Origin of the sequence: Planctomicrobium limosum, assembly GCF_051465645.1 — a bacterium.
Lineage (GTDB): Bacteria > Planctomycetota > Planctomycetia > Planctomycetales > Planctomycetaceae > Planctomicrobium.
In genome coordinates this window covers 1,166,370-1,191,540 of the sequence record NZ_CP195790.1, presented here as the reverse complement: position 1 = coordinate 1,191,540, position 25,171 = coordinate 1,166,370, and the positions used below count along the sequence as shown (strand labels likewise).

The 25,171-nt window shown below is 51.5% G+C and carries 15 protein-coding genes; 6 read left to right on the top strand and 9 right to left on the bottom strand.

Features of this window, described 5'->3' with window-relative positions:
- Positions 1-148: 148 nt before the first annotated feature.
- The 9 genes from SH527x_RS04360 to SH527x_RS04320 form a co-directional block, all read right to left on the bottom strand.
- Entirely contained in the window at positions 149-1,126 is a 978-nt protein-coding gene (locus SH527x_RS04360; protein WP_437193430.1) for a DUF4886 domain-containing protein, read from the bottom strand.
- Positions 1,127-1,377: 251 nt separating this feature from the next.
- Complete coding sequence (locus SH527x_RS04355) at positions 1,378-2,406, bottom strand: YheT family hydrolase (protein ID WP_437193429.1); 1,029 nt, start codon at positions 2,404-2,406, stop codon at positions 1,378-1,380.
- 113 nt (positions 2,407-2,519) lie between these two features.
- Complete coding sequence (locus SH527x_RS04350) at positions 2,520-3,527, bottom strand: methyltransferase (protein WP_437193428.1); 1,008 nt, start codon at positions 3,525-3,527, stop codon at positions 2,520-2,522.
- A gap of 201 nt (positions 3,528-3,728) precedes the next feature.
- Complete coding sequence (gene ppk2, locus SH527x_RS04345) at positions 3,729-4,550, bottom strand: polyphosphate kinase 2 (RefSeq protein ID WP_437193427.1); 822 nt, start codon at positions 4,548-4,550, stop codon at positions 3,729-3,731.
- Positions 4,551-4,713: 163 nt separating this feature from the next.
- Positions 4,714-5,844, bottom strand: a complete 1,131-nt coding sequence (locus SH527x_RS04340; RefSeq protein ID WP_437193426.1) for an ABC transporter permease — start codon at positions 5,842-5,844, stop codon at positions 4,714-4,716.
- A complete protein-coding gene (rbbA, locus tag SH527x_RS04335) occupies positions 5,841-8,597 on the bottom strand; it encodes a ribosome-associated ATPase/putative transporter RbbA (protein WP_437193424.1) in 2,757 nt (918 codons plus the stop codon). The genes SH527x_RS04340 and rbbA overlap by 4 nt, the downstream gene beginning before the upstream one ends.
- 155 nt (positions 8,598-8,752) lie before the next feature.
- Positions 8,753-9,841, bottom strand: coding sequence for an HlyD family secretion protein (locus tag SH527x_RS04330; protein ID WP_437193423.1), 1,089 nt, complete (start codon positions 9,839-9,841; stop codon positions 8,753-8,755).
- 620 nt (positions 9,842-10,461) lie between these two features.
- A complete protein-coding gene (locus SH527x_RS04325; RefSeq protein ID WP_437193422.1) occupies positions 10,462-12,915 on the bottom strand; it encodes a phosphoketolase family protein in 2,454 nt (817 codons plus the stop codon).
- 595 nt (positions 12,916-13,510) lie between these two features.
- A complete protein-coding gene (locus SH527x_RS04320) occupies positions 13,511-15,076 on the bottom strand; it encodes a DUF4236 domain-containing protein (protein ID WP_437193420.1) in 1,566 nt (521 codons plus the stop codon).
- A gap of 340 nt (positions 15,077-15,416) precedes the next feature.
- Between SH527x_RS04320 and SH527x_RS04315 the strand changes: the two genes are divergently transcribed.
- Genes SH527x_RS04315 through SH527x_RS04290 form a run of 6 tightly spaced genes read left to right on the top strand, consistent with a single transcriptional unit; the run spans position 15,417 to position 24,990 of the window.
- Positions 15,417-15,938 (top strand): hypothetical protein, encoded by a 522-nt coding sequence (locus SH527x_RS04315; protein WP_437193419.1) that lies wholly within the window; start codon positions 15,417-15,419, stop codon positions 15,936-15,938.
- 24 nt (positions 15,939-15,962) lie between these two features.
- Positions 15,963-17,297: a hypothetical protein gene (locus tag SH527x_RS04310; protein WP_437193418.1), complete on the top strand. Its 1,335-nt coding sequence runs from the start codon at positions 15,963-15,965 to the stop codon at positions 17,295-17,297.
- Complete coding sequence (locus SH527x_RS04305) at positions 17,294-19,891, top strand: hypothetical protein (protein ID WP_437193416.1); 2,598 nt, start codon at positions 17,294-17,296, stop codon at positions 19,889-19,891. Before SH527x_RS04310 ends, SH527x_RS04305 begins: the two co-directional genes overlap by 4 nt.
- 14 nt (positions 19,892-19,905) lie before the next feature.
- Positions 19,906-22,869: a hypothetical protein gene (locus tag SH527x_RS04300; RefSeq protein ID WP_437193415.1), complete on the top strand. Its 2,964-nt coding sequence runs from the start codon at positions 19,906-19,908 to the stop codon at positions 22,867-22,869.
- A gap of 35 nt (positions 22,870-22,904) precedes the next feature.
- Positions 22,905-24,251: a GYF domain-containing protein gene (locus tag SH527x_RS04295; protein ID WP_437193414.1), complete on the top strand. Its 1,347-nt coding sequence runs from the start codon at positions 22,905-22,907 to the stop codon at positions 24,249-24,251.
- Positions 24,244-24,990 carry a GYF domain-containing protein gene (locus SH527x_RS04290; RefSeq protein ID WP_437193413.1) on the top strand — a complete coding sequence of 249 codons (747 nt, stop codon included), beginning with the start codon at positions 24,244-24,246 and terminating at the stop codon, positions 24,988-24,990. Before SH527x_RS04295 ends, SH527x_RS04290 begins: the two co-directional genes overlap by 8 nt.
- Positions 24,991-25,171: the final 181 nt, after the last annotated feature.

Below are 25,171 nucleotides of genomic sequence, written 5' to 3'. Positions count from 1 at the left end.
ACGTCGCAGTTGCCATCAGGAACGGAAGCATGTGTCTTCCGTTCCTTGATGTTTTGAGGCTTCCAGGCATTGACATCGATAGACCGCCGTGACGCCTCCGACTCTGAGTCAAGCGGACGGGGAGATTCAGCGGGCCATCCCGTCTTCTTTACTTCTGAGACGTTTTCAGCTCAGCAACTGACAGGTGTGCTGTCTCTCGAAGAAATGCAGCGAACTGTGGATCGAGGGTTTCAGGAACGAAGGTGTTCTTTCTCACATCTTCACCGAAGAGAACCTCGTAAAAGACGCAGCTACCGAGATACTCACCTGCGGCGTTGGCGTGATGACCATCGATGGCGAGAGCTTTGACGTCCTTCTGAGTCGTCCAGCGCCAGCCAGTGTGAATTGAGTTGGGCTGGTCTGGCAGGTTCGGAAACTTCGCATCAGCAAAATTGAAGTTCTTGTCTTGTCGATAGCTCCACTTCTTGTCCTGCGTGGCAAGGTGGAATGCATTCCCTACGGGGATCACTCCGGCATCAAGTTCCGCTGCAATTTTGAAGTATGCAGCGCGGAGTTTCTGGTGCATTTCTTCTTCAGTGACCGGATTGCTGGAACCTTTCGCGGGAGAAACAAACCACGGATCGTCGACGCGGTAAGCCCAGGTTTGATGAACCATGAGACGTGCTTGCGGTGCGTTGGCCTTTACGAAATCACGCAATTGAAACGCATAGGGACGATAAGTGTTCTCATCCCAACTCAGGCGACTTGCCTGCTGAATTGTCACAACGTCCCATTGATCTTCCTGTAGTCGCTGCTGCAGACTGGAGCGGTCGGCGTACTCGCCTTCTGGAGCTTCTGGATTCGCCTGATGCTGCAACGCCTTTGTCGCATGCAGCTCCATTGACGCTCCGCCGACAATGATGGGGCGGTGAATTAGCGTATGACCATCAGCGGTTGCCAGCTTGTCGAGATACTTGGTCGCGTTGCGCGAGAAGCTGTTGCCAATCGTCAGCAGCCGCACCGTTTTCGAGTCTGACTTTTGTTGCTCGGCGGCGTCTGCATGGGAGTTGATCAGCGCTGCGGTCGCGGCCAATTGCCACAACAACACCAGGCAAAATATGCTTCGAAGAGTTCGAGTCAAGTTCATTGTGAAAACCGATTCTGTCTGCGGACTCTGCATTAATGAATACGCAGAGTCTACCAACGACAGAATTCAAAATCACGAATCTGAACGACCTTGTCAGGTTTGAAGCCAGAAACTTTTTGCCACGAACCACCGAGGTGATGAACTCCGGGGTGGGAGCATCACTTCCCGGAGTTCGGTCTTTCTCCTGACGAGATAATCGCTGCTCGGTCCCATGTAAGACCGTTGCGCGCGAACTCTGATCGGAATGATGATCAATCTTCTGAACCAACCGTCCAGTTGACGATCTGCTGGCCCAGCCATGTCTGTCCGCCTGCCGTGCAGAATCCCAGATGACCACCATGACGGGGCGAGAGCAATCTGGTTGTTGCGGAATAATCTGCGGCCTTGAACTGATCAAACGGGATCAGTGGATCATCCTGAGCCGCGATGATCAATGTTGGGATGGCGATGTTGGAGAGGAACTGATTGGCACTTGACCGGGTGTAGTAGTCGTTGGCGGATTCGAAACCGCAAACGGGTGCTGTGAACGTCTCGTCGAATTCGTACACGGATTGTGGAAGATTCGAAAACCAGCCTTCCGGAATAATGGTATCCGGGCGGACACGATTTCGCTGGCGAACGTCGCGAGTGCAGGACTTGCAGAAATAGCGGTCGTACAGTCGTGTCCACCCCTTCGAGAACGAGGCGACAGTGGTTCGCAGATCGATTGGAGGGCATACCGCAATCGCTCGATCAACGGCATCGAGACTTTCGATTGAGCCCTGACTTTCGCCGAGCAGTTTCAGAGCGATATTTCCCCCCAGCGAAAATCCGATCAATGTGATCGGTGAACCGGGGCAGAGGAGCCGGATCTGATCGATGACTGCCGCCAGGTCACTGGATCGCCCACTGTGATAAGGATACCGCGCCAGCTTCGCCCCGGCACCACAGCCTCGCCAGTCAAGACGAAATGTTCGCACTTGCTGCATGTTGAGCAATCGTGCGATACGCGCCATTTGAGGACTCGCAGAACTTCCGCCCAAACCGTGCAGCAAAAGTGCGACGCGATCACCCTGCTGCCAGTTCAAAGGGCAATCGTCCTGAAATACCAGCTGATCACCATCGCTCAGCAAGACTTGTCCGGATGTCGAATTGACTGCATAAACCGGCTGGCGATTTGATCGTGGGGCGTAGACATACATTCCAACCAAAGTCTGAACATGTCCGTTGCGGAGAAACCAAGGTGGTAAGAAATGATCTGCACCAAACCGGCTTTTGACAGAACAAATTTGTGGTGACATGGACTCCGTTCATCATCCTTGAAAGCTCAATGTCTGAAACTGCCCAACAATTTCAGCAAGAGTGTAGATTTTCTCTGCTTGTGATACCAGACGGAACTGCAGAATGTTAACGGCTACTTTTTTCGGCCTTCAATGATGCTGACTTCCGAACCAGTGGGGACGATTTGAGTGAGTTCGAAGCCTGCGTGATTGAAGAGTTCCCTGTATTCCGATGCAGTCCGTTCTTTTCCGCCTGGGATCAACAGCATCACGAGGTCAAGGAACTTCCCGGGAAACGGATCGTTTCCCGTCGGAATGACGCTTTCGACAACCAGCAATCTGCTGTTCGACGACATGGCGCGATGGCAATTTCGCAGAATCGACAAGCATTTTTCATCATCCCAATCGTGGATGATGTGTCGCAAGATGTAAGCATCGGCCCCTTCAGGGACGGATTCAAAGAAGCTGCCAGAGACGAGCGAGCATCGATCCTGCAGGCCAGCAGCCTGAATTTTTCCTTGAGCATTCTCAACGACATGTGACAAATCAAAGAGAATCCCCTGCATCTGAGGGAATTCGTTGAGAACCTCGATGATTTGCGAACCGTTGCCGCCGCCGATATCGGCAATGAGTCCGATCCCGGACAGATCGTACGAGCCCAAGAGTGCACTGGATTCTCGACCATGAATCCCGACCATCGCGGCATCGAAGATTCGAGCCTTGTCTGGATGCTCACTCAGGTAGTCAAAGATCGGCAGGCCGAACACTTTATCGAAGGCCATCTTGCCGGTGCGGATGCTGTAATCGATCTCCGCCCACGCCCGAAACTGCTCATCGCCGGACATCAAAGCCAAGGCTCGCTTGGAACCATCTGCATCACTGCGAAGAGCATCTGCCAATGGAGTCAGCGAAAAGTGACGCGGTTCACCTTCGGCGAAGATCCCCACACTTGCGAGCGCTCGCAGCAACCGATACAGGGCGTCCGGGTGAGTCGAACTTGCGATTGCGAGTTCATCGACAGACTTGGAACCATCCTTGAGATGGTCTGCGATTCCGAACTTGGCTGCAGCGTAGATCGCCTGCGAAACCCAGTACCCGGTAATCATCTGGTCCAGTTGCTGTAACGTCGAAAATTCCGGCATGTGGTCCTCGTTTCAGGGGCTCGACGCCTTATAGCAAAGATGGCGCGCATCAAGCAACAAAATTTGGACAACATGTCTCACCATTGCCTGCACTGGGAAATTGGAGCAAAAAACAGGCGAGAATGGGGCAATGACTGTCGGAAAACGTTGTCTGACCACAGTGCAATGGGGTGCGAATTGGTCATTGGCGACCGTGTGCAATCAGAATTTCTCCGGGATGACTTTGAATGGATAATCCATTGGTTGATAGTCACCGACCCGGCGATGCTTGGGGAGTTTTACCTTTGATTTGGTGACGTCGCGGTAAGGAATCTGGCCGAGGAGATGCGAAATGAGATTCAAGCGGCCTCGCTTTTTGTCGTCATTATTCGCCACGAACCAGGGAGCCCAGGGGGTGTCAGTTGCCAGGATCATTTCATCGCGGGCAACCGTGTAATCGTCCCAATGGTCGAATGATTTCAGATCCAGCGGAGTCAGCTTCCAGATTTTGCGGCCATCATCAATCCGGTCTCTCAGTCTCCGCTCCTGCTCCTTCTCGTCGACTTCCAGCCAGTACTTCAACAGAATGATGCCGGAATTGACGACTGACTTCTCTACTAATGGGACCACTGCCAGAAATTGCCTGACCTGTTCGATGGTGCAGAAGCCCATGACTCGCTCGACGCCAGCGCGGTTGTACCAGCTGCGATCAAAGATGACGATCTCACCTGCGGCAGGGAGATAGGGGATATACCTCTGAAAGTACATTTGCGATTTCTCCCGCTCGTTGGGAGCGGGAAGTGCCACCACCCGAAAAATTCGCGGGCTGACACGTTCTGTAATCGCCTTGATTGTTCCTCCTTTGCCGGCCCCGTCTCGACCTTCGAAAACGATACAGACCTTCAGTCCTTCGTGACGCACCCATTCTTGCAACTTGACGAGTTCAACATGCAGTGGACGCAGCTGTTTTTCGTACTCCTTATCCTTCATCCGCGTTGTGGGATCTGCTTGCGCGGTTGATTTCTTGTTGGTGTTCTTGGCCATTGAATTCTCTCACCGTCATGCTGGGAGTCATTGTGTTAGAGCAATTCTGAACCTGTGCAGGGGAACTGGGATCAGGCTTCTGTCATCCTATTGCCACGACGGCTGCTGTTTGGTCACTTCATGGTCCGAACCGGTCTCACGGAGACCCTGCAGGGTGCTTTGGTTACTTGGTCACGGCAATTGATCTTCTGAACAGGCTGAGGCTGTAGATAAAGAAGGCCAGTCCAACTGCAGCGACAGTCAAGAACTGTGGCCAGACCGCCTGTAATCCACCGCCTCGATAGATGATCACCTGCGAGAAATTGACAAAATGTCTCGAAGGGAGCAGGTAGGTTATGTACTGCAGCCATTGTGGTTGACTTTCAACAGGAGTTGACCCACCAGACAGCAGTTGCAGCACAATCACGACGAGAATGAGCAGCAGTGAAAACTGCGCCATAGATCGCGAGATGGTGCCGAGAAAAATCCCCAGTGCAGTAACAAAGAACAGATACAACAAGACTCCCGTCAGCCAGAGCGCGACAGACCCGGCGAAGGGGACCTGCAATGCCCACTTCACAACGAGAAACATCGAGATCAGTGTTGCGAGCAAAATGACCAGACCATTCGCCAGCACTTTCGCCATGGCAATTTCAAAAGCATTCAACGGCATCACCAGCAGATGTTCGAGAGTACCATGTTCCCGTTCGCGTAAGACTGCCGCTCCTGTCAGAACAACAGTCAGCAAGGTGATCTGATTGATGATCGCAACGACGCTGGTTCGCCATGATGAGATACCGTTCGGGTTGAACAGCTTGCGAATTACGAGATTTACAGGAGGACGAGGAGCCTGATCGGTTCTTGAAAGAAAGCTTGCGACCCGATCTGTGATGATGTTCTTGATATAGCCAGATCCAACGGCTGCCTGCTGCATGGCTGTTGCATCAATATTCAGCTGAATGCTCGAAACTCGGCCAGCCTGCAAATCCAGTTCAAATCGCGAGGGGATCACTACGACAAACATGAATTCGCCCCGGTCCATCGCGTCTTCCACCTCCGTTGCAGAGATCAACACTGGAGGCTGAAATCGGGGAGGGAAGAAGGAATTCAACAGCTCTTTCGAAAGTGTAGAGCCATCTTCATCGACAAATGCCAGCGATGCGTTGTTGACTTCACTGGACGTTCCTGTTGCTTGAATGTAGATCGCACCGGTAAAGGCATAGATCACAAACAGCAGCATCACAAAGTCACTGCACAGACTGCGAAGTTCTTTCAGTCCAAGCCAGAAAATATTCAGCAGGGAAGTGGTGTTCATCGTTCCTGCTTTCTCAGTCCAATCATGCTCACCACCCATAAGACTGGAATGCAGCAAGCAAGAAAAATGAGGTCAGGCAGCATCAACCCGGGACTCAGCCCTTTCGTATAGGTTCCGACGCTCGAATGCATGTAATACGTGGTCGGCCAGATCGATCCAATCAGTCTGGCTCTGCCTTCGAGTGTTGAAACAGGCTGCAAAAGACCAGAGAACTGGATCGTCGGCATGATTGTGATAATCCCCGTGATGAAGATCGCGGCGACTTGACTACTGGTGAATGTCGAGATCAGCATGCCGATGCCTGTTGTGACAGTGACATACAGCAGCGTGCACAGCGCGAGCATTAGAAAGCTGCCTTTGATCGGCACTCCAAAGACCAGCACTGCCATCGCGACCAGTATGAGAAAGTTCAACATGCCGATAACGATGTACGGGATTTGTTTCCCCAGTAGGTACTCGATCCGTCGTGTTGGCGTGACGTAAAAATTGATCATCGAGCCCAGTTCTTTCTCCCGTACGATACTGACAGCCATCAGAATTGCCGGAATCAGAGTGAGGAGCAGGGCAGGGACGCTCGGGACAATCGAATAGATGCTCAGGAACGAAGGGTTATACATGTAACGATCTTCAATCTGAGCTCTCCCGGCATTCGTGTCATATTGCAGACCGTTCGCCGGGTCGTTCAACATCTGATGCTGCACTCCCTGCACATATTGAGCGACGTTTTCTCCACGAAAAGTGTCCGCACCATCAACTTGTGCGAGGATTTCGGAAGGGATTCCCTTACGGACGTTTCTCCCGAAGTTCGGCGGGACTTCGAGCAGCAAGGAAATGGAATCTGACTTCAGCTGATTCATTCCCTCGGTCGACGAAGTCACGGCAGGCATTCGAGTAAAATAGCGAGTCGTGCCGAAAAACTGTTCCAGATATGCCCGACTCTCTGGAGACTGATCCTGGTCCATCGTCGCATACCGAATATGCTCGATATCAGTGGTCAGGCCGAAACCAAAAGCAAGCATCAGGACGGCTGAACCAACAAATGCGAACAACAGCCGCACCGGATCCCGCATGATTTGAACTGCTTCATTTCGGGTGTATGCCAGCATTCTTCCAAAAGCCAACTGGGATGCTGACATGGCCGCATGTTCGACCGTCTCGGTGGCCTTGATTTTGGGGACATCGGTAGACGAACTCGTATCTCCACGGACATTCTCTGCGATGGCGTCTTCCATGTATCCGATAAACGCATCTTCCAGATTGTTCACTCCCCGGTCATCGATCAGCTTCTGTGGAGCATTACACGCGAGAACCCGACCAGCATGCATTAAGGAAATGCGGTCACATCGCATCCCTTCATTCATGAAGTGCGTGGTGACAAAGATCGTTACTCCCTGCTTACGCGACATTTCTACCAGTAGTTCCCAGAAGCTGTCTCTGGCGACGGGGTCGACGCCTGATGTCGGCTCATCGAGAATGAGAATGTCAGGTTCGTGAAGGACGGCAACAGCCAAGGAAAGTCGCTGCCGAAGCCCCATGGGAAGCTCTCCGGCAGGGGCATCCAGATGTGATCTTAATCCGAACTTGTCGACAAGTTCCTCGATTCGGGCTTTCGCTTTTGCCGCTGGCAGATGGTAGAGACGGGCATCGAGCACCAGGTTCTCACGGACGGTCAACTCGCCATACAACGAGAATGCCTGCGTCATGTAACCAAGTTTTCGGCGGACTTCGAGGCTACCCGCTTCGACGGAGTTTCCGAATAGAGTCGCAGTTCCTTCTGATGGAGGAAGCAACCCGGTCAACATCTTCATTGTGGTTGATTTGCCGCAACCGTTCGAACCGAGAAACCCGAAGATCTCTCCTCGTTCGATCGCGAGTGTGACATGATCAACAGCGATGAAATCTCCGAAGCGTCGAGTCAGTCCGTGAGCATCAATTGCGATCTCTGAATGATCTTCAGGTCGTTGCGGAATAATCAGTTCCTGATGCCCCATCCGTTTCTCTTCAGGGAGCAATGCAATGAAGCATTTTTCGAGATCAGATGTCCCGGTTTGATTCATCAACTCCGACGGAGTTCCCGTTGCCAACACCTGACCGGCGTCCATGGCGACGATCCAGTCCCATTGCTGGGCCTCATCCATATACGCAGTTGAGATCAACACGCTAATGCCGGGACGCTGCGCGCGAATGTCGTCGATCAAGGTCCAGAATTGACGTCGCGACAGGGGATCGACTCCTGTCGTTGGTTCATCAAGAATGAGCAAGTCAGGGTCGTGGACGAGTGCGCCACAAAGGCCGACTTTCTGCTTCATTCCACCAGACAGCTTGCCGGCAGGCCGATCTGCGAATGGCCCTAAGCCGGTTGCTTCCAGAAGTGCTCCAACGCGTGCAGGGCGTTCAGCTGCGGAAAGTCCAAAGAGTTGTGCCATGAAGTCGACATTGTCGTAGACACTCAACTCCAGATAGAGATTTTTGCCTAACCCTTGCGGCATGTAGGCGATTCGGGGACAGGCATCGCGCCGGTGCCGGGCACTCTTGATATCTCCATCAAGTACGGTGACCTCGCCCTGTTGAATCACTTTAGAGCCAGCGATGATCGCCATCAGTGTCGACTTACCGACACCATCTGGCCCAACAATGCCGACCATTAGGCCGCGCGGAAAGTCAAGAGAAAGTCGATCGATCGCAACGGTGTTCCCGTAGCGGTGAGTGACCTCTTTGACCGAAACGACAGGAGTATCGCTCTGGATGGACAAAGGAACCCTGATGACAAGAACTGGGAAGAGGGCGAAAATTTCAACAAAGGCAATGAACCAATCAGCAACAAGACAGATTCGTTTTGCGTTCAATGCAAGCCTGGCATTGGAGTGCAGGCGTCCTTGGAAGCACTCCGTCAGGCAGAAAAGGGGGTTCAGTTTTCAGAAGGCGCGGAGGAATTTTTACTGGCTTCAGGGACGGGTTTCTGTTCTGGCTCGCTGTCTGCCTTGGCCGTCTCATTGGGAACGACAGTTGGCAACGGTTCCTTCGGGGAAACCAGATTCTCCAAAAATGGAGGCCACTGCGCATTCTCGTCAATTTTCACATAGCCAACGCCACGCACTCCTGTTTTCACTCTTTCGATATAAGAGGAAACCAGTTCTTCAGGGACTTGAATCTTGACGCGGAACATCAGCTTGTCCCGCTCGCTTTTTGTTTCGACCTGCTTGGGAGTGAACTGAGCTTCAGGAGAAACGAAACTCACGAATCCTGCGGCCGCTCGCCCTGGTGCATGATCGACGGTGACTCGGGCATCGGTTCCAATTTTCAGGCGAGAAGCGATTTCCGACGGCAGAAAGATCTCCATGTAGATGTCTTCGAGATTCACCAGTGTGAGAGCTTTGCCGCCGGCGCCGAGCACCTCACCATTTTCCGCGAGTCGATAAAGAACTCGCCCGCGGACAGGCGACTTCAGGGTTGCGTCATCGATTCGAGTTTGAATCCTGGTGACCTGAGCTTGCGTCACTTCAACTTCCTGCATGGCCGTTCGCACTTTCGCTTCGTCTTCAGCTACCGCAGCCTTTTGCACCTCCAGATTGGCTTCCCGACGGTCATATTCCTGTTGAGTCCCGGCGTTGGACTCCAGAAGTTTCTTGTATCGATCGAATTCCACCTGCGCCAGATTCAGTTGACTCTTCGCTCTGGCAACTGTCGATCTACTGGCAGCGACACGCTCCACGTTGGACGCAACAGTGGATTTCGCTTCAGCCAGTTCCGCTTCCAGAGTAGATGTATCCATCTCAACGAGCACTTCTCCACGACTGACAAGACTTCCTTCTTTAACGAGAATCGTCTTGACTCTGAGTGGCTCTCTGGCTGCGATATCAACAAGTTTGGCTTCGACACGGCCATTCCCGGACACAATCCCAGGGGGAAGCGGAGACTGCTTTGACTTCCAGAATTGATACCCAACAACAGCGAGTCCGCATGCAGCCAGCAACGCGACCAACACTTTACTGGACACAGTGTAAATCCTGCTTAAAGAGTATGTATGAAGTCGATCTGAGTCTGTCATGGGCACAGCTCAGATGCAATGGACATTACTTATCGAACTGTGAGTTCTGGTCATTCAATGAACGGCTAATGACAGTCATATCATAAAGAACATCAAGATCCAAATCTCGAATTAGAAATGTTTTCCGGTAGGATGCGCTCCTTCACTGGTGACGGAAATGGCCGTTTGTGATTGTTTAAAAAATGCCTTGTTGGCGCTTTCAATCAGTCTTTTTGGTAAGGAACGCAGCAGCCAAATCTCACGTCATTTCAGACTCGTCACTCAAGCTGACACCGGCAAAAGAGCCGTGGGCATGGGTGTGAAGGGCTGAAGTATCAGTTACTTCCCGCAGATTCGTGTAGAAGTATTCTAATCGACTCCTTTCCACATTTCGCTGTAGGCCCCGATGGGCTCAGAATGTGCGAGAACAACTTCGGTGCGATTCTCAGCTGCAAATCACGTCCCATTTTCTCAATTTCGAAGACATAGCCGTTATGAATAAACATCCAGTTTGTGTATCGAAACGGGTGGCAATTGGTTTCCTGAACCGTTGCCTGTGACATCGCCCGCACATCAAAAGCGCAGGGGGGCTAAATATTGTCTCCTTCAGTGGACGTTCTCGCTGACACGACAGCGTTACTGTTTCCCCATTTCCATCCACTGATCGACGGCATGTCATCGCCATAACGCTCGATGTACTGACGATGCTCCAGCAGTTTGTCTTGAATTGCCTGCTTGAAGTAGGCTGCCTTGGCTCCGAGTTGGGGAAGGCGATCAATTACATCTCCAACGAGATGGAAACGGTCAAGGTCGTTGAGAACCACCATGTCAAATGGTGTTGTGGTTGTTCCGACTTCCTTGTATCCGCGCACATGAAGATTTCGATGATTCGTGCGACGATAGGTCAGACGGTGAATCAGTGACGGATAGCCGTGGAACGCAAAAATGATCGGCTTGTCTTTAGTGAAGATCGCGTCGAAGTCGTGATCGGAGAGCCCGTGAGGATGTTCCCGCTCGGATTGCAGTTTCATCAGATTCACGACATTCACAACACGCACCTTCAACTCAGGTAAATGCCTTCTTAGCATGTCGACTGCGGCCAACGTTTCAAGTGTCGGAACATCACCACAGCAGGCCATGACAACATCCGGTTCGCATCCCTGATCGTTGCTGGCCCAATTCCAGATTCCGAGTCCTCTGGTGCAATGTTTGACCGCTTCGTCCATCGTCAGCCACTGCGGGGCCATTTGCTTCCCTGCAACAATCACATTGACGTAATTCCTGCTTTTCAGGCAATGATTGGTCACGGAAAGAAGGCAGTTCGCATCCGGCGGCAAATAGACTCTGACGACTTCTGCACGTTTGTTGATGACGTGATCCAGGAAGCCGGGGTCCTGATGTGAAAAGCCGTTGTGATCCTGTCTCCAGACATGACTGGAAAGCAGATAATTCAGCGAAGCGATGTCACGACGCCACGGTATATGACTGCACACCTTCAACCATTTCGCATGTTGGTTGAACATGGAATCGATGATATGAATGAACGCTTCATAACAGGAGAAGAAGCCGTGACGGCCCGTCAAGAGATACCCCTCCAGCCACCCCTGACACTGATGTTCGCTGAGCACTTCCATGATTCGACCATCCGGTGAAAGGTGATCGTCTTCAGGAAGAATTTCTGCCATGTAGCAGCGGTTTGTGACTTCCAGTACGTCCTGCCAGCGATTTGAATTGTTTTCATCGGGACTGAAAAGCCGAAAGTTCTGAGCCGGCAGATTCAATTTCATGACATCGCGCAGAAATCGTCCCATCTGTCGGGTGGATTCCGCCATCACGCTTCCCGGTGCGTGAACATCCACAGCATAGTCGTGATAATCTGGAAGCCGGAGGTCTTTGAGTAAAAGGCCTCCGTTGGCGTGCGGGTTGGCACTCATTCTCCTCTCCCCAACAGGGGCGAGGTTGGCCAGGTCCGATTGGAACCGTCCTGATTCGTCGAACAGTTCTTCTGGACGGTAACTCTTCATCCAGCGTTCAAGAATGCGAATGTGTTCTTCGTTGCCCATCTCTCCCATGGGAACCTGATGGCTGCGCCAATAGTCTTCGCATTTCTTTCCATCGATTTCCGCTGGGCAGGTCCAGCCTTTGGGAGTGCGAAAGACGATCATCGGCCAGGCAGGACGTTTAATGATTCCCTTCTCTCGGGCATCGGCCCAGATCGACTTGATCTCAGCAACGGCCTCATCCAGAACCTTTGCCAATTGCTGGTGAACTTCCGCTGGTTGATTCCCTTCCACGAAGTAGGGACGATATCCCATTCCTTCAAAAAACTTCTGCAGTTCGTCGTGAGGAATTCGAGCAAGGAAGCAAGGATTGGCAATCTTATAGCCGTTCAGATGAAGAATCGGCAGGACAGCGCCATCCCGTTGCGGATTGAGGAACTTGTTGCCGTGCCATCCTGTCGCAAGCGGACCTGTCTCAGCTTCACCATCACCAACGATACAGGACACGATCAAATCTGGGTTATCGAATGCCGCCCCGTAAGCATGGCTCAATGCATATCCCAGTTCGCCGCCTTCATGAATGCTTCCCGGAGTTTCTGGCGCGACATGGCTTGGAATTCCCCCAGGAAAACTGAACTGCTTGAACAGAAGTTTCATTCCGTCAGTATCTTGACTGATATTAGGGTAGACTTCGCTGTACGTCCCTTCCAGATAGGCGTGCGCAACTAGAGATGGACCCCCGTGACCGGGGCCAATGATGTAAATCATGTTTAAGCCATCACGCTTGATGACTCGGTTGAGATGAACATAAAGCATGTTCAGTCCCGGAGACGTTCCCCAATGTCCCAGCAGGCGAGGTTTGATGTGTTCACGCTTCAATGGCGTTTTCAAAAGGGGATTGTCGAGGAGATAGATCTGGCCGACGGACAAATAGTTAGACGCTCGCCAATACGCATCCATCTTTTCCAGCTCAGCGGAGGTCAATGAGGGTGAACTCGATACTAGCCGGGAAGTGTTCAGTGATTTGCTGGCTACCGAAGTCATGATTTTTAATCCCAAGTCGAGATCAGGTATTATTTGTGGATCGAGACCAGTCGCCCGCCATTCTCAGTATCGCTCAGAAGATTGGTGATTCAGAAAATCGCGAGTGTGCGATTGAGAATGTGTCTACATGTCGTTTGCGACGGACTTCACGCGGCATCACCTTCCGCCGTTCGCCATTGAAATTCGACTGAGATGCAGTCAATGGTTTCACCATTCCGGAAGAGTTCGTCAGCCGAAATGTTGATAGTAACCGAACTGAGGAATTGGCAAGTCGGAGTGCCATCACAATTCAGATTAAGGAATCGAAACAACCGACACCAGAGTTGATTCTGGGTGTTGGTACTGAATTTGGGTGGCTTCTAAAGAAGAGTCGGCCACGACAATCATCCCAAAGTGACGCCGCAGACGATGGATGGGACTTTCCGGATCCCAATTTGGCGTTGGATCAAGAAGTTGGCCACCTTGTCGCTGAAGGCTTTCCGGGAGGAATGCGGAATGAATTCCCCACAGTGCGCATTGCAGAAATTCCGACATCGTCGAGGATTTGCTCACTCACAGAAATCAACATTAAGATCGATATTCCTGTCAGCAGCAATCATCGCCGCGTCGATTCACCCAACTGCTCCTGCAGCTGATTGAGCAGTTGGACTCCTCTCGAATCAACATTGAAATCTTCATGCTGAATTGAGCTCAGCAATGCGAGAAGCGTTTGTCTCGAACCATTCGCGGCGGACTTCCTGAGTTGGGTTGTTGAATTCTCAACCACGTTAGTGAAACCTCTTAATCGCACTCGTTCGGCGAAATACAAATATCGTTCGTCCGCACTTTTTCGAGACCACCCTCGGTCCGCCTGAGACATCAGACGATGAATCTGGGCTCGTTCATTTGCAGAGATCTTTCCATCGACGGCCATGACGCAGCACAGGAAATCGAACAAGAGTTCTGGGGAATCGATACGACGAGATGATGATGCATCGGAAGCGTCGACCGGAGGTTGTGCCTGAGAACGCGCTGGAAGAGCAGGGACTTCGACTTCTAATTTGAGGCGTTTCAGTCGGTCCTCCTCGGCAGCTAACGCTGACCGAATAGCGTCAACCATTGCAGAGACGGCTCCAGACAATCTGGAGCCTGCTCCACTTTGGGAGACCTGCAGTACTTCCTGCAATCCATTTGAAGAAGTGAGTTGCACCTCGTCATAAAGGCAAATCGGAATTTGCGGGTTGTCTTTATACCTGAGATCTGGACCGCCATCCTTCCTGGTGTGTCTCCAAGTCTGACCGACGACCTTTGCGTCAGCAGGGAGAATGCCACTTTCGAGAAATTGCAGCTGACTACACTTAACTTTCAGGTCCTCGTATTGAATCGCTCCAATGCCATCACTGCGATATAGCAACAAGAGATCCGGCAGAAAATAAAGAGTAGCCCCTTGCAATCGTATACCAGGAATTGAGACGTTCGTCTTCAGGTAAGGAGGATCACCTACAACAACTCTTGAAACTGAACGATTCAATAACGTCGTCGATCGAACATGATATTCGTGATTAATGCCAGATCCTTGATGATGAACCTGCCAAATCCGTGAGCTGCTTCCAATCTCTTCAACTGCTGCAAACAAGTCTTGGAACGCACATGAATACTCTTCCTCCAGGTCGTACATGACGACGGCGTACTGGTGGATTGCGTCATGATAATGGGCAGTGATCACTCCAGTGAGTAAGATGATTCCCAGAAGAATGACCAGCGGCATCGGCATGGAAATCCAGATCATGCCACCGACAAGCACGATGGAAAGCACAGTGACAAGTGGGGCCAAGCTTGTGCGACTTCGCTTCTTGTTGATCTCGTCAATCAGTTTTTGTGACGAACTATCCACCATCCACGGAATCGGGATCAGTGAGGCTGACGAATCCACGACTGGCGAATGGCTGCTTCCTGCTGAAGTATTGGGCAACGATCCTGCCGTTAGGCTTCTCTGCGCAGCAAAGACTGAAGGCAACGCAGATCGGTAGTAAAATCCATTACGACCAACGTGCACATAATTCCCGCGAGGCCCAGTGCCGATCCGCAGTCCCGGAATTCCTGTCGATACTCCGATTCCGGATTTGGAAAAATTAAACCGAACAGGGCCAGCGCGAAAGCTCTTGCGGAAATAGAATCCCATGTAGCACAAACATTTCCATATAATTGCGTGTCAAACTTAGTATATGAATAAGATAAAGAAGCATAGCAATTTTGCGCATTCGAACAACTCGACTCGCCAATCCTGACAAACGGATCGTGTGCGATCGAGTCGTATGCGAAGTGGAGTCTGGCGGCTTTTTTGCTAATAACTGTCAATTATCTGTAATTCCACTTGCACGCAAACAGGCAGCTGAACAAAATGCCACGTTCCATGGTTTAGATCGGGCACTAGGAGATTCGCAATCTTGGATTGAGTAAATCATCCAGGAGCGCAGCGGGATATCACTTTGAGCGGGCGAGTGTTGAAATGCTATTTGGCCATGATCGTTCTTGTCGGGGGGACTCTTTGCGGTTGCCCAGTAGCACCCCCTCCGAAAACCGTGATTCCGGTTGAGCCACCAGTACGTCCTGCGTCTTCTTCATCAGCCGAGCCTGTCGAACTTCCCAGTCCGGAAACTCCGCTTCCGTCCGAAGACACGCCAGATCCTTCGCAGCCAGCCCTTCCAGCTAGCCTCCCGTCGTCTTCTCAGAAGCGTCCAGAAGGTCAACCTCGGATCCCATCGCCGTCTCCTGTCAGTACTGTGAGTTCATCTGAAGAAGCCGCGACCCTGAAGAAGGCAAAACGCCTGCTCAACTCAGCGAGAACAAAGCGAAACGCAGGGCAATATTCGGCTGCGTTCCTTGAGGCTCGAGAAGCCTGGGATCTTGTCCAGGAAAGCGGCACCCCAGGTGGTCAACAACTCGCTAGTGATGTTCGCGAAGAATTGAGTTTCCTCGCAGGAAAGCTCACTCCTTCGAGCGTCAATCCGCCAAACAAATTCAAAACACTGATTCTGAAATAGAATGTTAGTGCCAGGTAAACAGGTATGTCCACAATTATGTCGACAGGCGTTCAAACACCGCGCGGTTTGAAACGAATTACGTGCCCCCATTGCTGGGAATCGTTTCAGGCAGAGGAAATCCTGTGGATCGCAGAGCATGCCGACTTGTTCGGTGATCCAATGCTGGGGCCAGACCACCAACAGCGTTTTCTTCCAACCCGATACACGATCGATGGAGAGGCTATTGATGCAAGGGGATTTCCTTGCCATTCCTTAGCCTGCCCGATATGCCATCTCGGAATCCCACGACCATTGGTCGATCTTGAACCGCTCTTTCTGTCGATTTTTGGAGCTCCGGCAAGTGGTAAGTCATTCTTCCTGGCGTCTATGACATGGCAGCTGAGGCAAATCATGGCCTCGGTTTTTGCCACCTCATTCTCTGATGCCGACCCCCTCCTGAATCAGCAACTCAACGACTATGAAGAATCTCTGTTTCTGAATCCACGCGCGAATGAGATGTGTTCACTTGCCAGTTTGATCCGCAAGACGGAAGAGCAAGGGGAATTGTACGATAACGTCTCCTATGGCTCGCAGGTCGTCAGCTATCCACGGCCGTTTCTGTTTTCTATGCAGCCGCAAGAAGGGCATCCGAACGGCAGCAAGGCGGATCGACTCGGACGAGTGGTTTGCCTGTACGACAATGCTGGGGAATCGTTCCAGCCGGGAAAGGATGTTGTCAGCAGTCCAGTGACGCGGCACATGGCCTTGTCGCGAGCCTTGTTCTTCGTTTTTGATCCAACGCAAGATGTGAGGTTTCGAAACGCGATCGGAAGTGGCGGGGGCGCGGCCTCACTACAAGACCGAGAGGCTCAGTCCCGCTTGACTCGTCAGGAGCCGATTCTTCAAGAGGCCGCTGCCCGAATTCGGCGGTATGCGAAGCTGCGGCAGTCAGAAAAGCATCGCCGACCGTTGTTCGTGATTCTGACCAAGTACGACATGTGGTCACACCTACTGGAAGATCTGGTTGGAGAAGAGAACCATAGCGAACCGTGGAAAGTGATGGGGCAAACCAAAACTGGTGAACGAATTTGCGGGTTAGACCTCCCGCGAATTGAGCGGTACGCCACGTTTTCAAAGCGCCTGATGCAGAAGATCTGTCCTGACGTTGTTGCTGCGGCAGAGAATTTCGCGTCGAGTGTCACATTTTTACCGGCCAGTGCGGTCGGGTGGTGTACTCACACGGCTCGCACTGATGGTCAACTCTTTATGCGGCCGACGGAAGCGAGCCCGTTCTGGGTTACTGTTCCGTTCTTATATGCCCTCGCCCGCTGTCATCCGGGCCTGATTCCAGTATTGAAACGACCGGGAGCGGCGCAATGATTCAAGAACTTCTATACACATCTGCCCCCAAGGGACTGAAGCCGGGAAGCCGTGGTTTTTGTACTGTCCTCAGCACGTCGGGGATGCCGGCACCGATTGCGACTGCGCTGGAGTCGCTCAGTGGATATCGCCCCGTTTTTCCGCCCGGTGATCCTCAGGCGAAGCTAAATCCTGTTGTCTATTCACATCTCAAGATGTCCTTAGGAGGACGTCGTTGTGATGTCTTGTCCCGAGTTGCCGACTACGGACTCGATTACTCTCAGCGAACCAACAAGATTGCCCACCATCTTGTTGTTGACTCGAACGATCGTCCATCAGTCGGACCTGCATGGCTCCTGTCACACCCAGATGTGATGCGAACGAGCTGGGAAGGAGAACCCCACATTGTTTCAGGGGAGCGTTCCCTCCCAAAGGGGAATTCGCAACTAAAAATCTGTGCTGGCTGGGGTGAGCTGACGGGAGATGCAGGCTGGGCAGGAGTGCTGGCGGAATCATTTCTCAATCGCCCAGAACAGCCGGTCTACATCATCTTCTCTCCCGGGATGGATGTACTGTCCCTGATTGAAGAAGCTTTGGTGCTTCTGCCCGCCAACCAGCGTTGGGATGTCACCTTCAGCACCTACTTTACAAAGATCCCGAACGGTGTGACCTGCAACTGGCGATGCGTCCTCGCCGACTCCCCGGAAGCGAAGGAATCCAGGAGATACGTGCAATCATTGCGGATCGACCTGACAGAACCACTGGGGAGGGCGACCGGTGGGACACTGGTGGAGGCAGCGAGGACAGGAAGGGCTCCGGTTGAGGCAGTACAAGAGCCAGTTGTTGCGACGACACCAGAAGTAAAAAGCACGCATCAAGATGCTCCGCCAGCGGCAGGAAATGTCCCACCCATTCGAGTGTCTGATGGCCGATCAGTTCCGATTCTCCGAAAGCGAGTGAGTGAATATCCGGTTGGCCACGCTGAGCAAGCTCATGGCGGGACATCTAGTTCATGGTTCAAGTGGGTGATCGCGCTAACGTTGCTGGCGCTGATTTCCGGAGGTGGGGCGGTAGCGATGAGAACCGGATGGCGGCCGCTAAGCTGCGAGAACCCTCCATCTCTTGCGGCGAATACAAATTCTTCCACAAAAGCGGAGAAAGAAGCACCGCAGTCGTCAGGTGCAAAATCTATGGCATCGTCCAATCAATCATCAGGGAACGAATCGCAAGCGGGGCCATCGATGCTTGTCGAGTCTACTCAATCGGGCGACCAGAAGTCCGACCCGGCGGAAAAATCCGATGAAGCTGCCGAGCAAGTAGACATGAAGCAGAAGTCTGCTGACGAGAAAAATTCCGTAGTGTCCCCAATGGAAATGGCTGCAAATGGGAATGCCAGGGCAGTGATGCCTAGCCCTGAAAACAACGGACCTGGCCGCCAAGATCACAATCAGAAAGCACCTCCTCGTGAAACAGAGCTTCATTGGATGTCACAACCAGAGAAAATTAAGGCGAGTGAACCCTATCTGATTCAATTGCCTAGAGAGATGAAATCAGCATCTGCTGAAGTTCTCGCATGGTGTCCAATTGACAACGGAAAACGCTTTCGGTCGAAGAACAATAGTGTGCAGAGATATGACACGGTTGAGGGTAAATTCGTGAATTCGATTCTGGCGTCAGTGAAATCAAAGCCAGACAAACAGGAGTCCTTCCTGCAAGTTGAATTTAGCAGCACACTCATGCCAATGGATTTCAACAGAATTGTTTTCGAGGTCTCCCAAAAGCCAGATGATATCCCTCTATTTGTTCTTCTGCACAACGCATTGGAACCGCCGGAGAAAGCGTTAAATAGCAAAACGTACACTAACAAGTTCCATCTCCCAATCGCTCATTCGATAATGACATGGAAGCTTCGATTGGATTCGATAGTTTATTCAGGGAATCGTGTGAATGTTGCGAAGGACAAAACTCCTCCGGAAGTACGATTTAATGATGAAAATCTATCGGTGTCATTGTATGTGGACTATTTTGAGATTGTAGATCGGGACTCTCTGGAGGTGGCTCTTCCAGCTGTACTCAAGAATCTCGCGAAGCTCCCCGTAAAGTTGGAAGTTAAAGTCCAGAAGGCCGCCCAAGCCTCTGCTTCTTCCACAGACTCTGAAGTTCATGTGGTTGTCTATCACGAAGAGTTGTCGAAAACACTAAGACAACACATTAAAGATAAAATACAACCTGCGACTAATCTGGTCGGAATTCCGAGCATTGATGTTTCATGGATATCGGAGTCACACCTTGTGACAGATGTTAAATTCAGCAAGCACCTGCAAGAGAAGATGAAGGAAGTTCAAGAATATAAAGTTAACGGGCAGGGCCCATCTGGAGGAGGTAACAAGGAAGATGAAGCGCGAAGAAAGTATGCAGATGACCAAATCCTGCGTATCAAAGAGCTTCTTGAGTTTGCCACCGCAGCTCAGTGTCTTACTGATAACTTGAAGCTGTGTGAGGTGCGGGAACTTCTAATCTCGCAAGAGTGTAAGAACGGAGATGATACTAAGTACATTCCCATTATCGTGTATCGTGGTGAAGTGTCAGGCACAAATCAGGAAACGGAAGAGTAGAGGGGATTTCTCCAATGGCAGATTATCAGCAAATCGTCGATGAAATCCGGTATGCGCTCCAATCCGAAAGCTGTGAACTGACGGAAGAATTGCAGAACGCTGCTCGGGAGTACTCGCTTGCTTGCCGAGAAGTGAATCAACGGGTGCGCAAGATTGGGTCTTATCTCGATAATGGTCTACGGTCAGAAGCAATTCAGCTGGCTGAGGGTCCGCCGGATATCGAAGAGCTGGTCAGTATTCTTAACTTCCCTGAACAGGAAGAATGGGCCGACGTTGTTGCGATCTACGACCTCCCGAGAAGCGAGCCCCTGCAACTGAGGGTGATTGAGCAGCTCAAGGAAGCGCAGCTAATTGAGCTGCCGTTGCTGAATCTCATGTCTCGGCATCGGTTGTTGGCATTACACCGTGCTCCACTCAATATGAGGTTGTCGACGCTTCGTGAACTCCAGCTGGCCGATCCTGAAACACCGTCCTGGGAGGAGGATGTTCGGGAGTTCGAGAAGGCCCGCTTTCAGGAAATCGCTGACGGCGCCAGAATGGCGCAACGATCTGGAGACCTGGGGTTGTTGAAACAGCTCCAGGAAGAGATCGCCGGTACTGACTGGCTTGAGACACCTCCTGCGTCTTTGATAAAGATGGTCAAGGCCAACGCTGGCGAACTGACACGCAAATCCGCTCAAAAACAATTGGAAGAGCTTGCCGTTGAACTGGATAACGCCTTTGGGGAATTAGACTTTCCCCGTGCGAAAGGTCTATCTACTCGCTGGAAGGAAATGCTGCGTCAAGCGGGATCAGGATTTCAAAGTCCGCTGCTGGAGCAGGTGGCACCGGTCCTCGGTTGGGTTCATGATGAAGAAACTCGAGAGGCTGCGGAGAAGCAGTATCAACATCTGATCGCGAAGATGGAAGCGGAGCTGGACCAGACATCCAGCCTGGAAGATCTGGATCAGATAGTTCACGAGATACAACGTCTTGACCGCGATCTCCCTGAGCTTCTGGCGATTCGTTACAAGAACCGGCGTGAATCCATCCAGTTAAGCCAATCACGTGTTCATCGGCTCCAGATGGGAACGGCGCTCGCAGTGGTCGTTGCAATCGCAGTGGGAATTGGATTTCTCGTCCGAAATCAGGTCAATGCAAATGAAGTTGATCGACTTGCCCAGCAGGTTGAGGATCTCCTCGATCATCAGCAATGGGAGGAGGCTCAGAAACTTCTCGCAACGCGCACTGATATCACACATTGGGATCGGCTGACTGAATTGCAGTCTCGTGTCAACGAAGATTTGAAAAAGGAGGCTGATCGAAAAGGTCAGTTAACGACCCTCCTCGCAACGGCTCAGGATGCTGAGTCATTTCGCGAGGCCATGGTTGCGATTGAGCAAGCCAAGAAGTTAGCAACGACTCCAGGTGACAAGGTTGCGATCAGCGATCTTCAGAGGAAGCGTGAGAAGACACACAACGAGTTGATGGCCGCTCGGGAAGCTGTTCTTGGGGAGTCAATTCTGCAAGCTGGAAATCTCCTGCAGAAAATCGACGACTCTATGGGAAGCGGGCCAGGGGATGCTCAGGTTGGAGAATCATTGATCAAGGTCGCCTCCGTTATTGGTGAGCTACAACAGCAGACGCCTGAAATGCGTCCAGAGTTTTCGAGTCAAATTCGTCTGCTTGATGCCAGACGAAAAGAATTGGATGAACTTCGCAAGCAACGTCTGGTTTATGAACAGCGATTCCAAGACTTGACGTCGCGCTCTTTTATCGCCGGACATGACCTCGATTCTGGTAACGCAGTGAGTCGGTATTCATCGGCACTTTTGGAATTTGCTGATGCAATCAAACAAGAGCAGGCTGCCGAACTTTACCGGGAGCGGACCGCAGAAGACCGGTACTGGAAGTCGGCATTGCTTTGGTCAAGTCAGATTACCAATTGGAAAGAAACGTGGCCAAACGACCTGACAGAGATGACGAAGCGAATTAGCGAGTGTCGAAAATATCTCTCCGAGAATGCTGGTGCTCCCGATTCCGTTCTTGTGAAACGCTATGCAGACCAGCTCGAAGCTGTCATTTCCATTACCGGCCATGTTGACGGCTCGGGGGCAGGCTTGCAGGCACGGTTGTTACGAATCTTTTCCAGTGCTTTGATCGAGAAGTCCTGGTGCCTGAAGACAAAGGATGATCGTGTCTTCTATGTTCCGAAGGCTATTACTGTTTCCGACACAGGACTGCTGAATTTTCAATTCTATGTTGGTTATGGAGAAGAAGACCAAGACACTCAGAAGCTTGTTAAGCCGCAAGAACTCGTCTCTAAGGAAGCGTCCCCCTCGCCCAGCCAACTGCTGGCGAAATTCGTGAAGCAGCAACTTACTTCGCTTCCACCGGAAGGCTGGAACGGGTTCTGTCTGGAGCTCTGCACCAAAATTCTTGATGACAAAGAATTGAACGACTATTTGAAACTTGACTTGTTGAAACGTTGTCTCGAACTGTCAGCAAATGGTGATGTGTTTCTTAAGGAACAGCTCGAACCGCATCTCAAGTTACTGCAAGAAGCTGCAATCAACCCTCTGGCACGGTGGATGAATCCAGACGATGCTGATGGGAAACGGGCAGTCAACGACTCACAGCAGGTCCTGTCGCATTTTCGACGCATGAAGGACTTGGGGGACGCTTGGAAAGACGCCGATCGGCAACGAGCTCACTTTCTGGATTCCATGACACAGTCAGTGTCCATGGTGGGATGGCTTCAAGCTGGTCCGAAGTGGACCTGTCATGTGGACAAGACACAATCGATGGCTGACTGTGATCTGCTGGTTGCATTCATCCCCAGCGGTGCGACGGCCAGCGAATGGAGATTGATTGGTCAAATTGCGAATGGCGAGGTGCAGTTCAAGCCTGGGAATTCAGAATTCCTGGCACCCGGACGTCCAGTATTCGCAGTACAAAAACGGCCAGTACGCACTTCGCCAGTCTCAATGACTCGTTAATCAGAATTGCTTCTGTCCGCTATTAGAGAAGATCGATGTCCGACCTTAACTCTCCTAGACATTTTGTTCGCATCAGCGGGAAGATCCTCGGCCCGTTTGGTCAGGATCAGCTACGCTCATTGCGATCGAGAGGCCGGTTGCATGCCGATCATGAAGTCTCTGTCGATCGTCGTACTTGGCTTCCGGCGACCAGTTTGGTCGAGTTATTTGGAGAACCAGCAGGCGCGAAGCAAAGCAACTCCTCGACATCCGCCACCGTTCCCGAAGACTCTCCCAGTTCAAAATCGGTAGAGTGGTTCTATGCCATAGGAGACGAGCAGCAGGGGCCGGTTACGTTCAGTGATCTGAAGAAACTGGCCGCACGGGGAGAGCTGACACACAGGGACATGGTCTGGCATTCTGGATTGGTGGAATGGATTCCAGCTGGAGATCAGCCTGGCTTGATCTCGTCACCGCGTTCATCTTCACGCCAGAGAAGTGCAGGCTCACTGGCCAATGAAAACACTCCGGGTCAGTCTCAGACGTTTTTGTGGAGTCTGGTGTTACAGCAGCTGCGAGTGCACTTTGCAGCGACGCAATTACAACAGTTCGTCCGTTCGCTTTCCGCGGCTGGCGGTTTCAGCCTGACTCTGGCCATGTATCTGGAGTTGATGTTTTTTGTGACGCTGTCAATCAAGCTTGATTCCGTCCAATTCATGTTTGCCGGACTGGGAATAATGCTGGTCATCTCCGTCCTTAAATATATCGGAATTCATTCTCTTCAAGCCGGTGATGCACTGATTCGAACCACTCCGAACCAGATCTCATCGCCAGCCCCGGTCAACATGGCGTCGGTCGTGTTACTTTCAACGGGAATTTTGTGCTTTTGCTCGTTGCTCTATCTTGGAATCTATGAAAGCAAGTTTGACATTAAAGTCGGTCTGTTCATTCTCGCAGGTGAAATTCTGTTTGTTTTGGGAATGGCTGCCTGCTTTCTCCTCCAAACGAGTTGGATGAACGTGGAGATTGTTTCCAGTTCCCGCGCAGGACAGGAAGGGATCGCAATTCTTTCTTTTATCTTGAAGCTTTTCGTCAGAGTCAGTTCGTTCACCTTTGCGATCAGTTCAATTCTGGCTGCCGCAGGTTTCGGCATCGCAGCTTTCGCAGCGATGTTTGCGGATGACATCAGCAAGTCATCCGAAGAGATTTATTCTCTCTGTCAACTCGGAGTCATTCATGCACTGATTGCTGGCATCGTTCCATTGGTCGCATACCTGATCTTTGTCTCGGGGAGTATTTTCCTTGATGTCTGTCAGTTTTTAATGAATCCTGCTCCAGCACGTATCGCCCAGGAAAATGGGCATTCACACGGCACAAAATCGGGTGGTTATTTTGATGAATAGTCATTACTTCCTGAAATCCAAGGGGAAGACTCTTGGACCATTCAACCGAGAGCAACTGGATTCGCTGCAAGCCAGAGGGCGGCTCAACTCGGAGCAGTTGATTTCGCAGGATCGTAAGTCATGGAAACCAGTTGACGAATTTCTTGGTGAAGCAGAATCTCATGCAATCGCGACTATCAGCGACGACGCCGGCGAAGGATGGTACTACGCTGAAGGGCAGCGACGAGTCGGCCCATTAGCTCTGCCTCAACTTAAAAGCCAATTCACTACCGGAAAATTAAATCCGGACGATCTCGTGTGGAAAGACGGTTATCGGGACTGGGTTCCAGCATCATCGGTTCCCGAGCTTCAGCTTTTCGATCATCAGCTAGCAGTCCACCGCCAGCCATCCGTTCCTTCCTCGGAACTGCAAAGAATCTGCCTGAGATGCGGGACGCAGGACCCTATTGGAGGTGAATTCTGCCCGCGTTGTGGAAACCGATACCAGGTCAGGCATCTGAATCTCGGAGAGTTGATTGAACCGGAAAACCGCAAAGATCGCAACGTGGCGGCCATTTTGGCCCTGCTTCTCGGTGGATTAGGAATCCATCACTTTTACTTGGGAAACACGCTTCTGGGAATCCTTTACGTCCTGTTCTGCTGGACGTTCATTCCCGCATTCGTGTCCTTCGTGGAAGGAATCGTATTCCTCTGTACCAGTCCGTCGTCCTTTAATGCCCGCTACAACACTCGTCACTAAACTCAATGTCAACAAATCGCACAGTACTCTCTGAAAATGGCCCTCGACTTTCGTGGCATCGTTCTGACCCGGAACAGAGACTTCTTTTCCGTGGCGGACGTTTTACCCGAGTCAATAATTTTTGCTCTTTCTTATTAGCGCTGATCACAACATGCCTGTTCTACGCTGCACTCATTCCATT

Bases quoted from the DNA above. Each gene is read 5' to 3' on its own strand.
- SH527x_RS04340 (WP_437193426.1), bottom strand. From the start codon at position 5,844: ATGAACACCACTTCCCTGCTGAATATTTTCTGGCTTGGACTGAAAGAA.
- SH527x_RS04350 (WP_437193428.1), bottom strand. From the start codon at position 3,527: ATGCCGGAATTTTCGACGTTACAGCAACTGGACCAGATGATTACCGGG.
- SH527x_RS04305 (WP_437193416.1), top strand. From the start codon at position 17,294: ATGATTCAAGAACTTCTATACACATCTGCCCCCAAGGGACTGAAGCCG.
- SH527x_RS04310 (WP_437193418.1), top strand. From the start codon at position 15,963: ATGTCCACAATTATGTCGACAGGCGTTCAAACACCGCGCGGTTTGAAA.
- SH527x_RS04300 (WP_437193415.1), top strand. From the start codon at position 19,906: ATGGCAGATTATCAGCAAATCGTCGATGAAATCCGGTATGCGCTCCAA.
- SH527x_RS04295 (WP_437193414.1), top strand. From the start codon at position 22,905: ATGTCCGACCTTAACTCTCCTAGACATTTTGTTCGCATCAGCGGGAAG.
- SH527x_RS04355 (WP_437193429.1), bottom strand. From the start codon at position 2,406: ATGTCACCACAAATTTGTTCTGTCAAAAGCCGGTTTGGTGCAGATCAT.
- ppk2 (WP_437193427.1), bottom strand. From the start codon at position 4,550: ATGGCCAAGAACACCAACAAGAAATCAACCGCGCAAGCAGATCCCACA.
- SH527x_RS04290 (WP_437193413.1), top strand. From the start codon at position 24,244: ATGAATAGTCATTACTTCCTGAAATCCAAGGGGAAGACTCTTGGACCA.
- SH527x_RS04315 (WP_437193419.1), top strand. From the start codon at position 15,417: ATGATCGTTCTTGTCGGGGGGACTCTTTGCGGTTGCCCAGTAGCACCC.
- SH527x_RS04320 (WP_437193420.1), bottom strand. From the start codon at position 15,076: ATGGGATTCTATTTCCGCAAGAGCTTTCGCGCTGGCCCTGTTCGGTTT.
- SH527x_RS04360 (WP_437193430.1), bottom strand. From the start codon at position 1,126: ATGAACTTGACTCGAACTCTTCGAAGCATATTTTGCCTGGTGTTGTTG.
- SH527x_RS04325 (WP_437193422.1), bottom strand. From the start codon at position 12,915: ATGACTTCGGTAGCCAGCAAATCACTGAACACTTCCCGGCTAGTATCG.